At 61.2% G+C, this 14,688-nt stretch carries 12 protein-coding genes; 10 read left to right on the top strand and 2 right to left on the bottom strand.

Annotated elements, in window-relative coordinates; genetic code table 11:
- Nucleotides 1-160 precede the first annotated feature (160 nt).
- Together RDK48_RS12315 and mgtE are read right to left on the bottom strand one after the other, a co-directional pair.
- Nucleotides 161-1,048 carry a response regulator transcription factor gene (locus tag RDK48_RS12315; protein WP_298992530.1) on the bottom strand — a complete coding sequence of 296 codons (888 nt, stop codon included), beginning with the start codon at nucleotides 1,046-1,048 and terminating at the stop codon, nucleotides 161-163.
- A 33-nt stretch (nucleotides 1,049-1,081) separates the two neighbouring features.
- Nucleotides 1,082-2,533 carry a magnesium transporter gene (mgtE, locus tag RDK48_RS12310; RefSeq protein WP_298992527.1) on the bottom strand — a complete coding sequence of 484 codons (1,452 nt, stop codon included), beginning with the start codon at nucleotides 2,531-2,533 and terminating at the stop codon, nucleotides 1,082-1,084.
- 349 nt (nucleotides 2,534-2,882) lie between these two features.
- Here mgtE and nadC point away from each other — a divergent pair, with 349 nt between their 5' ends.
- The 10 genes from nadC to hypE all read left to right on the top strand — a co-directional run bounded on the left by nadC (nucleotide 2,883) and on the right by hypE (nucleotide 14,521).
- Nucleotides 2,883-3,755: a carboxylating nicotinate-nucleotide diphosphorylase gene (gene nadC, locus RDK48_RS12305; RefSeq protein WP_298992524.1), complete on the top strand. Its 873-nt coding sequence runs from the start codon at nucleotides 2,883-2,885 to the stop codon at nucleotides 3,753-3,755.
- A 188-nt stretch (nucleotides 3,756-3,943) separates the two neighbouring features.
- Entirely contained in the window at nucleotides 3,944-4,990 is a 1,047-nt protein-coding gene (gene nadA, locus RDK48_RS12300; RefSeq protein WP_298992521.1) for a quinolinate synthase NadA, read from the top strand.
- A gap of 10 nt (nucleotides 4,991-5,000) precedes the next feature.
- A complete protein-coding gene (nadB, locus tag RDK48_RS12295) occupies nucleotides 5,001-6,599 on the top strand; it encodes an L-aspartate oxidase (RefSeq protein WP_298992518.1) in 1,599 nt (532 codons plus the stop codon).
- 125 nt (nucleotides 6,600-6,724) lie between these two features.
- The gene (locus RDK48_RS12290; protein WP_298992515.1) at nucleotides 6,725-8,275 is read left to right on the top strand and encodes a hypothetical protein; all 1,551 of its coding nucleotides are present in this window, start codon (nucleotides 6,725-6,727) and stop codon (nucleotides 8,273-8,275) included.
- 3 nt (nucleotides 8,276-8,278) lie between these two features.
- Complete coding sequence (locus RDK48_RS12285; protein WP_298992513.1) at nucleotides 8,279-9,460, top strand: class I SAM-dependent rRNA methyltransferase; 1,182 nt, start codon at nucleotides 8,279-8,281, stop codon at nucleotides 9,458-9,460.
- Nucleotides 9,461-9,475: 15 nt separating this feature from the next.
- Nucleotides 9,476-10,660 (top strand): alanine--glyoxylate aminotransferase family protein, encoded by a 1,185-nt coding sequence (locus RDK48_RS12280; RefSeq protein ID WP_291443921.1) that lies wholly within the window; start codon nucleotides 9,476-9,478, stop codon nucleotides 10,658-10,660.
- A gap of 100 nt (nucleotides 10,661-10,760) precedes the next feature.
- The gene (locus RDK48_RS12275; protein WP_298992509.1) at nucleotides 10,761-11,075 is read left to right on the top strand and encodes a DUF1844 domain-containing protein; all 315 of its coding nucleotides are present in this window, start codon (nucleotides 10,761-10,763) and stop codon (nucleotides 11,073-11,075) included.
- Nucleotides 11,076-11,169: 94 nt separating this feature from the next.
- Nucleotides 11,170-12,225 (top strand): N-acetyl-gamma-glutamyl-phosphate reductase, encoded by a 1,056-nt coding sequence (argC, locus tag RDK48_RS12270; protein ID WP_298992506.1) that lies wholly within the window; start codon nucleotides 11,170-11,172, stop codon nucleotides 12,223-12,225.
- Between the two features lie 200 nt (nucleotides 12,226-12,425).
- Nucleotides 12,426-13,517 (top strand): hydrogenase formation protein HypD, encoded by a 1,092-nt coding sequence (gene hypD / locus RDK48_RS12265; RefSeq protein WP_298992503.1) that lies wholly within the window; start codon nucleotides 12,426-12,428, stop codon nucleotides 13,515-13,517.
- The gene (hypE, locus tag RDK48_RS12260; protein WP_298992500.1) at nucleotides 13,517-14,521 is read left to right on the top strand and encodes a hydrogenase expression/formation protein HypE; all 1,005 of its coding nucleotides are present in this window, start codon (nucleotides 13,517-13,519) and stop codon (nucleotides 14,519-14,521) included. The genes hypD and hypE overlap by 1 nt, the downstream gene beginning before the upstream one ends.
- The last annotated feature ends 167 nt before the right edge of the window (nucleotides 14,522-14,688 follow it).

Below are 14,688 nucleotides of genomic sequence, written 5' to 3'. Positions count from 1 at the left end.
GACAAGGAAAAATCCTGCTTTTGAGCGCAGCGTACTCGTGTACGTGAGCATCAAAAACAGGACTTTAACGCAGTCCGGCCAAAAAAGACGGGTTTGCGTAAATGCGCTCGACAGGCTCACCCCGCCACCAAAAATTTTCTCTGCCTCTCCTGCCTTTCCCCTACACCTTTACAAGACCATGCCGGATGGCAATCTTGACCAAATCCCCCACAGAGCCTGCCTGCAACTTGGTAAGCAGATTGTACTTGTGGGTTTCCACCGTCTTGGGGCTGATATACAGCTCCGCAGCTATGCTCTTGACGCTCATGCCGTCAGCCAGCAAACGAAAAATCTCTTTCTCGCGGGGCGAAAGCGCCCCCAGATCAGCCCCGGCATCGGCATTCGCCGTATCGGCAGCCTCGCGCCGCTGACGCAGCATGGCCGCCACACGCCCGCCCGGATCGGAAAAACTCAGATAAATCTCGCCCGCGCGCACACTTTCAATGGCTCGCAGCAGCACGCCGGGCGATTCAGACTTGCGCACATGCCCCATGATGCCCAGATCAATAAGCTCCGGCAGCCAGCGCTGATCTTCATGCCCTGTATAGACCAAAATGCGCGTCTGTGGCCGCACCTCAAGCACGGCGCGCCCGGTTTCAAGACCGTTCATGCCGGGCATGCCAAGATCAAGCACCAGCAGATGCGGTTGCAGGGATGCCGCCAGCGCCACAGCCTCGCCTCCATTCTGGGCCATGCCCACAACGCGCAGATGCCCGTAAGGCGCAAGCAAACTGCGCACGCCTTCCATAAGCAGCTTGTGATCGTCCACCAGCAAAATGCGGCAGACCTCGCCCGGAATATCACCCATTGGCACGGCTTTGCGGCTCTCGCAGCTGATGTTTCGGCCCGCTTCCCCTGTGGCGGCTGTTGGCGTTGACTCCGGCAATGGGGGACAAAGCCGGAAGGCCTCCATGCCCAGGTCGCGCGGCAAGAAAGCCGCAGCGGCTATGATGCAGCACACGGGGCAACGCAAGGTTGCCCTGTAACAGCCGCGCCGTTGCAGGGGCATGATCCCTCAAACAGACCAAGGGTGACAAATTTTTTATAAAATGAACAGAGAGGCCAGGCCCAAAAAGATAAAAAAGCCTGCGCCATCGGTGATGGTAGTGAGAAAAATGCTTGAAGCCTGCGCGGGGTCACGCCCCAGCGCCCGAAAAATAAGCGGAATGGAGCCGCCAGCCACAGCACCCAAAAGCATGTCGCACAAGAGAGCCCCGCCCATGACAGCGCCCACCATGGGCAGGCCCGTGAACCACCATGCAGCGAAAAGGGCCACCACAGCCATGGCCATACCGGTGACAAGACCGATCTTGCCCTCGCGCACCACGGCCATCCAGGCTTTTTTCTGGTCAAAACGGTCTGTGGCCAACTGGCGGATCATCACCGCCAGAGCCTGCTGCCCCGTATTGCCCGCCTGATTGGCCACCATGGGCATGAGCACGGCCAGCACGGCCATCTGGGCGATGGACCCCTCAAACATATAGACCACAGAGGCCGACAAGGCGGAATTTATCATGTTCACAAACAGCCAGGGCAGGCGCTTGCGCACACTCTCAAGCCAGGGGGTATCCACGCTTTCTTCCGGGTCGGCGCCCACCATGCCCAGCATGTCGGCGCTGGCTTCTTCGTGCATGATGTCCATGATGTCGTCATAGGTAACTACGCCGAGGATATGCCCCTCGTTGTCCACAACGGGCATGGCCATAAAATTGTAGTGCGAAAGCAGGCTTGCCACTTCGCGCTCGTCCGTATCGTAGGTGACGCTGACAACGCTCTGGCCCGAAACCGCGTCGCCCACGATGGTGCCGGGCCGCGCCAGCATGAGGTCGCGCAAAGAAAGCACGCCCACAAGCACCTGATGTTCGTCCACCACATAGGCGTAGTAGGGGCTTTCCTTGTCTTCCATTTCACTGCGGATATGGGCGATAGCTTCGTCTGCCGTGAAATTCTTTTCCAGCAGAATAAGCTCGGTGTTCATGACACCGCCCGCAGAATCCGGATCAAAATTGAGCAGGTTGCGCAATTCTTCCGAATCTTCGCGGTCGAGCTTTTCCAGCAGGGCGTCGCGGTGATCCTCGTCCAGTTCGTCCAGCACGTCGGCGGCGTCGTCAGGCGACATCTCGGCGATAATCTGGGCGGCTACGTCGTCGTCCAGATTTTCCAGCACGTCCACGGCCATATTCTCGTCCAGTTCGGCCAACGCCTCGGCGGCGTCCTCCTTGGACATGCGGCTCAGGGTGCTGACCTGCTTTTCGAGACTCAGATTCTCCAGATGGTCGGCCATGTCAGCCGGATGCACAAACTCGGCATCGGCGTATTCCGCGGCAAAATCTTCATCATGGGCATCGGGGCGCTCCGCAGTCAGCAGAGAGGCCGCGTCCGGGGGCAGGGTGTCTTTTTCAGACGAAGGATGGGGAGGTACTACAGGAGGCTGCGCGCTGCCGGGCTGTTCCGCAGGATCGGTACGGAATTTGTCGTTGTGCTGATCTGCCATGGCGCGCCTCTAATCCAGTCTGTAGCCAAAGTGGAATGGTCGCGCCCAAGGCGCAACCCTGCAACAAGGAGCGGCAAAGCCCCACCACGGCCAATAGCCGGGGCAGCCGCAAAACACTGCCGACTGTTAAGCAAAAAATGCCTGATTGTCACCAGCACGTCATGCTTGTGAAAAAACTCATGAAGTCCCGGCAGCTTGACGCGAAACACGGGGCATTCTATCTATTACACCACACCCGTATTGGGCAACCGCCGCAATCGGGCCATATTTACAGTCTTGCAGCGTGTGCAGAGCGCGCCCTGACGGGCGAGTTTCCACTTAGCACGTGCAAGAAATGGGGACAAGCGCAATGTTCACGCCCTGGGCCGCATTTTTCTCTCCCGAAGGTCAGCGGCTACTCCAAAAATCCATCGATCTCGCTCTTGAGGAAGACGGCCCTGAAATGACCGCTCTGGGGCTTTTTGCCCCAGAATCCTCCATGAACGCCGTTATCCGCGCCAAGGAAGACACCCTGGTTGTGGGCCTGCCCGTTATCGGTGCTGTTTTCAAAAGCATCGGCGCGCCTTTTACGTGGCGCGCGCTGGTCATGGAAGCCGCCTCCGTGCCCTCAATGACAGAGGTTGCGCACATCACGGCCCCGGCCACGGCCATGCTCAAGGCCGAACGCGTCATTCTGAACTTCATCACCCATCTTTCGGGCATCGCCAACCTCACAGCCCGCTATGTGCGAGAACTGGAAGGCACTGGCGTGCGTCTGCTCGATACCCGCAAAACCACTCCCGGTCTGCGCTGGGTCGAGAAATACGCCGTTCAGGCGGGCGGTGGGCACAACCACCGCAAAAACCTGACCGAAATGCTCATGCTCAAAGACAACCACATCGACGCCGCAGGTTCCATCACCGCGGCGGTTGCCAAGCTGCGCGCGCATTACGCGCCCTGCCCGCCCATCGAGGTGGAGTGCCGAACCCTTGACCATGTGCGCGAAGCGGTAGCCGCCAAGGCTGACCGCATCATGATGGACAACATGGACGGCCAGCGCCTTTCCGAGGCTCTCGCCCTTGTGCCCCGCTCCATCGAAACGGAAGTGAGCGGCGGCGTGCGGCTGGATACCATCCGCGCCCTTGCGCTCACCGAGCCGCGCAGGCCCGATTTTATTTCTGTGGGGCGTCTGACCCATTCCGCAGTGTCGGCAGATTTCAGCATGACCCTGCTGGCAGTGTAGCCGCAGCAACAGCCATGCCCGCGTTCTGCTGCCATACTTCCGCACACCGCAAACCGCCAGCCGTGGAAACAACACGCTGACCCACGGCGGTAACCATACGGCGACATTGCGACAACACAGTGACATCACCGGAACAAAATTCCGCATTTGCCACTTCTTTTTTCATACTGCCTGCTGAGGAACCTGACATGCAAGACACAAGCGCTGCAATCGCATCCCTGAAAAAACAGCTTGGCGCGGATCTGTGTATAATGGGGCACCACTACCAGAACGATAACGTGGTGCGCCACTGCGACATCACCGGCGATTCGCTGGAGCTTGCCCGCCGCGTTCCCGGCATTGACGCGGCCCACATTGTTTTTTGCGGCGTCTATTTTATGGGTGAATCCGCCGCCCTGCTGGCAAAGCCCGGCCAGAGCGTGCATCTGCCCAGCCTGGACGCAGACTGCCTCATGTCGCGCATGACCCCGGCCCCCCTGGCCCGCAAGGTACTGGAGCAGCTCGCAGCCACAGGCCGCAAGATTATTCCGCTGGCATACGTCAACACAGATCTGGCCCTCAAGGCCGTGGTGGGCGAATTTGGCGGTGCGGTCTGCACATCGGCCAATGCCAAAATCATGCTGCGCTGGGCGCTGGATCAGGGCGACGGCGTGCTCTTTCTGCCCGACAGACATCTGGGCAACAATACCGCCGAAGCTTTGGGCATCAGCCAGGACGAACGCCATGTGCTGCGCGTGGGCGCTGCGGGGCTGGTACAGCCAGAAACCCAGCCCCTTGACCGCAAGCTGCTGCTCTGGCCCGGTTGTTGCGCCATCCACGCGCGTTTTGAACCCGATGATGTGGAAGCCATCCGCGCCGAATACCCCGGCTGCCGCGTCATCGCCCACCCCGAATGCAGGCAGGAAGTCATTGAAGCCTGCGATGGCGCAGGTTCTACGTCATATCTCATCAAGGAGGCGGCCCGCGTAGCCGCCGAAGAACCGGGCACGACCCTTATTGTCGGCACGGAAAACAACCTTGTGTACCGTCTGGCTGAGCGCCATGCGGGCCAATGCCGCATTCTGCCGCTTGGGCATGCCATTTGCGGCAACATGGCCAAGGTTACGGAAAAGAAGCTTCTGGCCACGCTGCAAAGCGTAGCCGCCGGAGCAGCCTCGCCTCTGCACATTGAGGAGAACCTCTGCCCCCCCGCCCGTCTCTCCCTAACCCGCATGCTTGAAGCTTGCGGTAACTGAGGTTTGCGCCGTGAATTCTATTCGCCGTCATGTGCCCGTGCTGATCATCGGCTCGGGCGTTGCCGGATGCACCGCTGCACTGACCCTTGCCGATTCCGGCTGTGACGTCCTCCTGCTCAACGCCGGAGACAGGCTGGCTGACGGCAACTCCGAGCTTGCCCAGGGCGGCATCATCTATCAGGCAAATCCCACGCCAGAGTATCCCTCGGACGCGCCAGCTCTGGAAAAGGACATTCTGGTTGCAGGGCACAATTATAATTACAACAAAGCCGTCAGTTTTCTGTGCGCGCAAGGCCCGCAGTGCGTGGATGAGGTGCTCATCAAGCGCGCCCAGGTTCCCTTTGACCGCAATGAGGACGGCACGTTCAACCTCACGCGCGAGGGCGGGCACTCCACCCAGCGCATTCTGCACTGCGCCGATTTTTCGGGCCGGGCCATCATGGAAGGCCTCACCGCCCAGGTGCTGGCCCACCCGCGCATCACGCGGCTGCACCGTCGCGCCGCCATCGATCTTCTAAGCAGCCACCACCACGCCAAGGCCTCGCAGTACCGCTACGAGGTGCGCAACCGCTGCCTCGGCGCGTACGTGCTCAATGAAGAAACCGGCGAAACGGAAACCATCCTCGCAGACTGGACAGTGCTTGCCACCGGCGGCGTGGGGCAGGTATTTCTGCACTCCACCAACGCGCCCGGCTGCGTGGGTACTGGCATGTCCATGGCCTTTCGCGCTGGCGTTGACCTTGCCAACCTCGAGTTCATGCAGTTCCACCCAACCGCGCTGTACGAAGAACGCAGCAACCGCCGCTCGCTCATTACCGAGGCCATGCGCGGCGAAGGCGCGCGTCTGCTTGACAGCAAGGGCCGCGCTTTCATGCTTGATCACGACCCCAGGGGCGATCTGGCCCCGCGTGATGTGGTGGCCCAGGCCATGATGGACGAAATGCTGCACACCGGCGCGCCCTGCCTGTATCTGGACGTGAGCGGCGTGGAGCAGGATGTGCCCACGCGCTTTCCTACCGTATACGAAAAGTGCCGCGAGGCCGGCATCGACATCCTCAAGGAACCCATTCCCGTGGTGCCTGCCGCCCACTACTTCTGCGGCGGCGTGCTCACTGACGTGCATGGCCGCACCTCGCTGCACGGGCTCTACGCCATCGGCGAATGCGCCTGCACCGGCCTGCACGGGGCCAACCGTCTTGCCAGCACCTCCCTGCTTGAGGCATTGGTATGGGGCGTGAGCAGCGGCAAGGATCTGGCCCACCGCGTTGTAGCCGAAAGCGGCCTGCCCAAGGCTCTGGCCGCCGCCATCCCCGACTGGAAACACGAAGGCGATGAACGCAGGGACGACCCCGCCCTTGTGGCTCAGGACTGGACAAACATCCGCAATACCATGTGGAACTATGTGGGCATTGCCCGCACTGAAGCGCGCCTGCGCCGCGCCTTTGAAGACATGCGCGACCTTGTGCGGCATATCCACGACTTTTACAAGCGCACGCGCATATCGCGGCGGCTGGTGGATCTTTTCCACGGCTCGCAGACCTCGTACATCATCACGCAGGCCGCGTTGCGTAACAAGGTAAGTATTGGCTGCCATCACCGGGTGGATTAAAGTGCATGTGGGCCACAGCCCTTGCCTGGACACATTTTAGCAAAATCGGCTGAATACCTGCGGTGCGCGACGCATGCCTGCAACTGCGATTTGGCCGCTGAAGTTTTGAAGCTGGAGAAAACTGAATGAAAAAAGCATATTTGCCAGCCGCCGTGGTTATTCTGATCGCGGCGGGTTTTCTGGGCTTGTTTTTCGGCCTGAGCCCTCTGGTGGAGGGACAGGTGCAGAGGGGCATCCAGAGCATCGGCATCTCCGGCGACGGCATATCCACGCAGGCTGCGGTGGATAGGGTGGAATTTTCGCCCCTGTCGCGTACCCTGACCCTGTACGGCCTGCGCCTGCGCGGCGAAACGCCCCAAGGGCCACTTGCGTATGAAGTGGCGGAGGTTTCGCTCCGCATTCCCATGCGCATGCTGCTGGCCTACACCCCCTTGCGGCCCATGGTGCTGAAGGATGTGGGCATGATGCCCGTGGCCGAGAACATCGTGCTGCGCAATCTGGCCCTACGCACGCCCGAGGCCCGTGGCTCGGTGCAGCGTGAAGAAATTGACGAACTGCGCAGCCAGAGCGAGCTGGTGGCCCGTTTTCTTGACGGAGCACCCATTGACGCGCTGGCCGCCACATACCTCATGGGTGCGGACAAGGCGCACAGCTTTTTTCTGAGCGTGAGCCTTCCCGGCAAGGAAGGCCTGGCTCAACTGACCATTAAAGAATCGCTGATCAAGGGATGGGACGGCGCTTCCGTTGAGCATATGCGCATCGAAGACATGCAGAGCCGTCTCGATGGGCACGAGAGCATGCGCATGGCGAGCTTTGAAGCCAACGGCCTCACCCTGCCGGAGCTGGGCCTGCTGCACCGCCTTATGGACACAGCTGCCATGAGCGAAAGCGACATGGACGCAGCCGTTAAGGCCCTTGCCCCGGTTGTGGAAGAAATTCTGGCTGCCGACCCGCCCCTTGTGCGGCAGGTGCGCGCCTCGGGCATGACCTTTGCCGTGGAAAACGGCAGCGTGACTGTTGGCAGCGTGGGTTTTGACTGGCTTTCCAACTCGCCGCGCCACACAACCAGCTTTATCCGCGATCTTGCGGCCTCCAAAAGCCTGCTTGAGGAGGCTTCCGGCCTTGCCATGCCCGCGCTCAAGGCCAGCATGACCTTTGAAAGCCTTGGCCTGAGCACTGCCTCGCACAAAAAAACAATGTCCATCAAGGCCGAAGGCCTCGCGGACGTGGACTGTTCGTTCACCCTGTACGATGCCGGAATCATCAGCACCAGCGAGCAGGCGTTGCTGATGCAAAGCTTCAGCGATCTGCACCTCGCCGTGAAGGATCACGGCGCGCTGGCCTGGGTTGGCCTCAATCTTTCCCACGATGGGCGCGCAGCGGCCACGGCCCTGCACCAGACCCTGGACAAGGGGCTGGATCTCGCCCCCACCCCGCAGAACAACGCCATCCGTCAGGCCCTGCTGACCTTTGTGCAACGCCCCGGCCAGCTTGAAGCCGCCAGCGCCAAAGGCCAGCGCATAGGCATTCTGCAAATACTGGCCGCCCTGAACGACCCCGGCGCGCTCTTTACCTGCACTGCGGTTCCCGGCCAGAAAACCCTGGAAGAACAGATCAACGCCCTTGCGGCGCAAACCGCCACAACATCCACCCCCGCCGAAGCAGCGGGAAAGTAACATATGCGCAAACTCTGTCTCAAAAAAAATGAAGATCGGCGTCTGCGCGCCGGGCACCTCTGGATTTTCGCCAATGAGGTGGACGTAAAACAAAGCCCGCTTACCGACTTTGCCCCCGGCGAAGCCGCAACTCTGTGCGACTGGCGCGGCGCGCCTCTTGGCAGCGTGTACGTCAATCCGGCTTCGCTTATCTGCGCCCGCCTGCACAGCCGCAAGCCCGATGTGGAACTGGACGAAGCCCTGCTGGCCCAAAGGTTGGAATCGGCACTGGCCCTGCGCCAGCGCCTCTACCCTGGCCCCTGGTATCGGCTTTGCCACGGCGAGGGTGATTTTTTGCCCGGTCTGATCATTGACCGCTACGGCGACCACCTGACCGTGCAGGTCACCACTGCGGGCATGGAGCATAGGCGTGAAGCGCTCACAGCCGCCCTGCACACGCTGCTGCATCCCACGTCCATTCTCTGGGCCAATGACCTTGCCGCGCGCGGGCTTGAAAACCTCTCCCGCGAGCAACAGAGCGAAGGGCAATTGCCCGAAAGGCTGGAAGTACCGGAAAACGGCTGCCGCTTTTTCGCGCCCTGCGCCACAGGCCAGAAAACCGGCTGGTTTTACGACCAGCGCCCCAACAGGGCGGAACTGGCGCGCTATGCCAAGGATGCCGATGTGCTGGATATTTTCAGCTATGTTGGCGGGTTCGGCGTTACCGCTGCGGCTGCGGGCGCGCGCTCCGTCACCTTTGTGGATGCCTCGGCCCAGGCGCTCGCCTTTGCGGAAGAAAACGCCAAGGCCAACGCTCCCGGCTGCGAAGCCCAGACCCTGTGCGGCGACGCCTTTGACCTGCTGCGCCAGATGCGCGACGAGGGCCGACGTTTTCAGGCCATCAGCCTTGATCCCCCGGCCTTCATCAAGCGCCGCAAGGACGCGGCCCTCGGGCTGGCGGCCTACAAGCAGGCCAATGATCTGGCAGTGCAATTGCTCGCTCCGGGGGGCATACTTGCCACCTCGTCCTGTTCACACCATCTTGAAACGCAGTCTTTGCGCGCTTGCTTGACGCAGGCCGCCGCCAAGCGCAAACTGCATGCCCGTATTCTTTTTGCCGGGGGCCAGGGGCCGGATCATCCCATCCACGCCGCCATGCCCGAAACGGCCTATCTGAAGTGCTTTATCGCCCAAGTGGGCGCGTAACTAGAAGGATTTGACATGCTGAACAAAGTCCGCCTGCTCACCCCTGGCCCCACGCCTCTGCCGGAGCGCGTACGTCTTGTGCTTGCCAAAGACATGATCCACCACCGCAAAAGCGAATTCAAGGCCGTGATGGGCCGGGTTCAGGAGCGCCTGCGCGTGCTGTTCGGCACGGACGATGTGGTTCTGCCCCTTTCCTGTTCCGGCACGGGCGCCATGACGGCGGCGGTGTACAGTCTGTTTACCCCCGGCCAGCGGGTACTGGTGGTCGAGGGCGGCAAGTTTGGTCAGCGCTGGCGCGAAATCGCGGTTTCACGCGGGCTTGAAGTCACCACTCTTGAAGTGCCGTGGGGCGAAGCCGTTGACCCGCAGGCCGTGGCAACGGCCCTCAAGGCCGATCCGGGCATCGCGGCTGTGCTTATCCAGCACTCCGAAACCTCCACCGGCGTCCTGCACCCTGTGGAAGAAGTGGCCCGCATCACGCGCGATACCGACACCCTGCTGTTGGTGGACGGCATCTCTGCCGTGAGCCTCGCGCCCTGCCCCATGGACCAGTGGGGCATCGACTGCCTTGTCACCGGCTCGCAAAAAGGCCTCATGCTGCCCCCCGGCCTAGCGCTGCTGGCGCTCTCGCCCCGCGCATGGAAAAGGGCCGAAAGCGTCACGCCCGGCTGCTTCTATTTCAATCTGCCCAAGGAAAGGGCCAAGATCGCCCAAGGGCAGACATTGTTCACCTCCGCGGTGAACCTTGTGGTCGGCCTGGACGAAAGTCTTGAAATGCTGCTGGAAAACGGGCTTGAAGCCATTTACGCCAAGCAGTGGGCGCTGACCATGCTGGCCCGCGCGGGCGTTGCCGCCATGGGCCTTGAGCTTTACGCCAAAACCCACTTTGCCTGGGGCATCACCAGTGTCATGCTGCCTGCGGGCGTTGACGGCACCGAGGTGCTGCGCATCGCCATGGACAACTACGGTGTCTGCATGGCTGGCGGTCAGGATCACATGAAGGGCCGCATGGTGCGCATAGGCCATATGGGCTGGGTGGACTGGGCCGATCTTGTGGCCGGGCTGCATGCCCTTAACCGGGGCATCATTGAAGCGGGTGGACACTGCGGCTCGCGTGACTATCTTGAAGAAGCGCTGGCCGCTTATCGCATGGCCCTGGCGGGCAAACCCGGCGAGCCGCTGCCGCTGATCCACAGCTAGGGCGCAAGCTCTTGCGCTGGCGGTAAAAGCTTGTATGTTGAACGCAAGCATTTGGCGCAAACTGCTGTTACCGTAACCGTTTACGTGCCACGAGGTCGCCATGAGTGACAATAACTGCGGCTGCAAGGCCGATGGCCCCATGCCGGAAGTGACGTTTTCGACCTTTATTATTTCCCTGGCGTCATCGGCTCTGGTGCATCTGGGCGAAGTGCCCAATCCCGAAACCGGCGGTACGGAAACAAGCCTGCCGCTGGCAAAGCACAGCATTGACGTGCTGGAAATGCTGCGCGCCAAGACCGAAAACGGACTGGAAGAACAGGAGCAAAAACTGCTGGAAAGCATCCTCTACGAGCTGCGCATGAAGTTCGTGATGAAGTGCGGCCCGGACTGCGCCTGTCAGTCAAAAAAAGCTTAGGGCACTGCGGTGCGGCACGGCCAGCGGCAATCTGCCGTCTGCGCGGCGCGGCTCCGTCACTACTATCGACCATAGTTTCCAAAGGATCGGCGGCATGAAGACAATCAATGTGGGTCTGGTGGGCATTACCGGCTACGCGGGCATGGAGCTGACGCGGCTTCTCGTGAGCCATCCTTCCATGCAGCTTACCATGGCCTGTTCGCGGGCGGAATCCGGCAAGCGGCTGGGGGATTTCTATCCTTTTCTGAACCACATGCCCGGCGCGGATGTGGTCATCAGCGTTTTTGACCCGCAGGAAGCCGCCCGTCAGTGCGATGTGGTCTTTCTTGCCGTGCCCGCAGGCACAGCCATGGACATGGCTGAAATGCTGCTGCGCGCCGGGGTGAAGGTTGTTGACCTCTCTGCGGATTTCCGCCTGCGCGACCCTGAAACCTATGCCGCATGGTACAAGCGCGAGCATGTGTGCACTGATCTGCTGCACAAGGCCGTGTACGGCCTGCCCGAACTGTATGCCGCTGAAATCGCAGGCGCCAAGCTTATCGCCAACCCCGGTTGTTACCCCACCTCGGTGATTCTGGGCCTGTACGCCGCCATCAAGAACGATCTCGTACATACCGACGACATCGTGGTGGACGCCAAATCCGGGGCCACGGGCGCTGGCCGCAAGGCGGCCGTGCCTACGCTGTTCTGCGAAATTTCCGACAATTTCCGCGCCTACGGCCTGCCCACGCACCGCCATACGCCGGAAATCGAGCAGGAACTCAGCCTGCTGGCGGGCCACGACATGCGGGTTTCGTTCAACACGCACATCTTGCCCACCAACAGGGGCATTTTGTCCACCATCTACACAAAGCTCAAAAACCCCGCCACCAGTCTGGACGAAGTGCGCGAGGCCTTTACCCGCACGTGGGAACACAGCCCGTGGATTCGCATTCTGCCCAAGGGGGCGCTGCCGGAAACCCGTTTTGTGCGCGGCAGCATGTTCTGCGACCTTGGTCTTGTGGTAGACCCCCGTACAGGGCGGCTCATCATCGTTTCCGCCATCGACAATCTGTGCAGGGGCGCATCCGGTCAGGCCATGGCCAACGCAAACCTCATGTGCGGGCTGCCGGTTGCTACCGGGCTGGATATGCTGGCCCCGCTGGCCTAATGATATATTAGCAATATGGCCCTGTTGCCCCCTGCCTGCGTCAGAAAGCCTTTTTATTCCTGCTGGATGCAGCACATGCGCGGCGGGTAAAAAGCCTTTCTCCTTGCCGGAACCGCCATTCGTGGCCGTATAATTGTCCCGGAGAATGCCGCCTGAGTTTTGCCCGCTGATCCCCTGCGGGCCGCAAAAAAGGAATGCCCATGCAACTGGAAACCGCCTTTCAGAATCCGCAACTGTGCCACAGCCTTCTTGATCGCCTCAACCGCGCCCTTGATGGTCGCACAATGCGCTTCATGGAAGTGTGCGGCACCCATACAGTTGCCATCTTCCAGAGCGGCCTGCGCTCGCTCCTGCCCAAATCGGTAACGCACCTTTCCGGCCCCGGCTGCCCCGTATGCGTCACGCACGATGCGGAAGTAGCCGCCTTTCTTGAGCTTGCGGGCCGCGACCGCGTCATCATAGCCACCTTTGGCGACCTTTTGCGCGTGCCCGGCCCCGGCGGCCTCAGCCTCAAACATGCACAGGCCCAGGGTGCGCGGGTTGAGATTGTCTATTCGCCTCTGGACGCCCTGACCCTGGCGGCGGCCAACCCCGGCGATACTGTAGTTTTTCTGGGCATAGGTTTTGAAACCACCGCCCCCACCGTGGCCGCCACACTGCTCACCGCCCAGCAACGCGGGCTGAACAACTTCTGCGTGCTTTCCCTACACAAGCTTGTGCCCCCCGCCCTGCGCATCCTGCTTGAAGACAGCCAGTGCGGCGTGGAAGCCTTTTTGCTGCCGGGGCACGTTTCCACCATTCTTGGGCTGGAGCCTTACGCCTTTCTGGCGCGCGATTTTCATGTGCCCGGCATTGTGGGCGGCTTCCAGCCCGCCGACATTCTGCTGGCCCTCTGCCTCATGGCCGAGCAGATGCGCGATGGCAAGCCCGATGTGGTCAATGCCTACCCCCGCGCCGTGGACGACACGGGCAACCCCCGCGCCCGCGCTCTGCTGGAACAGTTTTTCCAACCGGCGGACGCCCTGTGGCGCGGCATAGGCTGCATACCCCAGAGCGGCCTGGCCCTGCGCCCGGAATATGAGAGCATGGACGCCATGAAGCGCCTTGATCTCACCCTGCCGGACGTCCCCCCCCTGCCCGGCTGTCGCTGCGGCGATGTGCTCAAGGGGCGCATTACCCCGCCGGACTGCCCGCTTTTCGGCAAGCGCTGCACCCCCGCCACCCCAGTTGGCCCCTGCATGGTTTCCACCGAGGGCAGCTGCGCGGCCTACTTTAAATATTCGGAGCGATAATGGACGATTGCCTTCTTCTTGATGCTGGCAGCGGCGGCAGAGCCTCGCAGCGCCTTATTGCCCAGTGTTTCATGCGCCATTTTGCCAATCCCCTGCTGGAACGCATGGACGATGCGGCGCTTTTGACCGATATCTCCGGCCCGCTGGCCATGAGCACCGATTCATACACGGTGACGCCCCTGTTTTTCGCAGGCGGCAGCATCGGCAGTCTGGCTGTGCACGGCACCGTCAACGACGTTGCCATGCTGGGCGCGCGGCCCCGCTACCTGAGTTGCGGATTTATCCTTGAAGAAGGCCTGCCCCTCGAAACCCTTGAGCGCGTTGTGGCCGACATGGGCGCGGCAGCCCGCGAGGCCGGGGTGAGCATTGTGACGGGCGACACCAAGGTTGTGCCGCGCGGTGCTTGCGACAAAATTTTCATCAATACCACGGGCATCGGGCAGGTGTTTGCCTCACCCTCGCCCTCGGGGCACAATGCCCGGCCCGGCGATGCGGTACTGGTCAGCGGAGCCATGGGCGACCACGGCCTCACGGTCATGGGCAGCCGCGAAGGCCTGTCCTTCCTTACGGACGTGGCCTCGGACTCCGCCCCGCTCAACCACATGATTGAAGACATCATCAATACTGTGGGCGAGGTGCATGTGCTGCGCGACCCCACGCGCGGCGGTCTTGCCACCACGCTCAACGAAATCGCCGAGCAGTCGCAGGTGTCCATCCTGCTTGACGAGGCCAGCGTTCCCGTTCACGAAGCCGTGCGCAACGGCTGTTCCTTCCTCGGCATGGATCCTCTGTACCTTGCCAATGAGGGCAAGTGCATCTGCATTGTGCCCGAAAACAGCGCAGAAGCAGCCCTTGAGGCCATGCGCCGTTCGCCCTATGGCAAGGAAGCGGCCCGCATCGGCACGGTAACGGAAGGCAAGGCGCAGGTGGCGCTGCAAACCCGCATCGGGGGCCGCCGCCTGCTGGGCATGCTTGAGGGCGCGCAGTTGCCCCGCATCTGCTAGGGCATGACATTACGGTTCTTTTGTCCCCTGCCCACGTCAGAAAGCCTTTTTATTCCGGCGAGTAGCATCAGACCTATGCTCCCTCAATAAAAAGGCCTTCTTCCTTGGCAGGAAACACCCCCCCTCGTAGTGCCAACAGCCCAGAATAATTTATTAAAACAATTTGC

Origin of the sequence: uncultured Desulfovibrio sp. (assembly GCF_902477725.1) — a bacterium.
GTDB lineage: Bacteria > Desulfobacterota > Desulfovibrionia > Desulfovibrionales > Desulfovibrionaceae > Desulfovibrio.
This window is presented reverse-complemented; position numbering and strand designations above follow the sequence as displayed.

Excerpts from the sequence above, each read along its gene's own strand:
- RDK48_RS12315 (WP_298992530.1), bottom strand. The coding sequence starts at position 1,048 with ATGCCCCTGCAACGGCGCGGCTGTTACAGGGCAACCTTGCGTTGCCCC.
- mgtE (WP_298992527.1), bottom strand. The coding sequence starts at position 2,533 with ATGGCAGATCAGCACAACGACAAATTCCGTACCGATCCTGCGGAACAG.
- nadC (WP_298992524.1), top strand. The coding sequence starts at position 2,883 with ATGTTCACGCCCTGGGCCGCATTTTTCTCTCCCGAAGGTCAGCGGCTA.
- nadA (WP_298992521.1), top strand. The coding sequence starts at position 3,944 with ATGCAAGACACAAGCGCTGCAATCGCATCCCTGAAAAAACAGCTTGGC.
- RDK48_RS12290 (WP_298992515.1), top strand. The coding sequence starts at position 6,725 with ATGAAAAAAGCATATTTGCCAGCCGCCGTGGTTATTCTGATCGCGGCG.
- RDK48_RS12285 (WP_298992513.1), top strand. The coding sequence starts at position 8,279 with ATGCGCAAACTCTGTCTCAAAAAAAATGAAGATCGGCGTCTGCGCGCC.
- RDK48_RS12280 (WP_291443921.1), top strand. The coding sequence starts at position 9,476 with ATGCTGAACAAAGTCCGCCTGCTCACCCCTGGCCCCACGCCTCTGCCG.
- RDK48_RS12275 (WP_298992509.1), top strand. The coding sequence starts at position 10,761 with ATGAGTGACAATAACTGCGGCTGCAAGGCCGATGGCCCCATGCCGGAA.
- argC (WP_298992506.1), top strand. The coding sequence starts at position 11,170 with ATGAAGACAATCAATGTGGGTCTGGTGGGCATTACCGGCTACGCGGGC.
- hypD (WP_298992503.1), top strand. The coding sequence starts at position 12,426 with ATGCAACTGGAAACCGCCTTTCAGAATCCGCAACTGTGCCACAGCCTT.
- hypE (WP_298992500.1), top strand. The coding sequence starts at position 13,517 with ATGGACGATTGCCTTCTTCTTGATGCTGGCAGCGGCGGCAGAGCCTCG.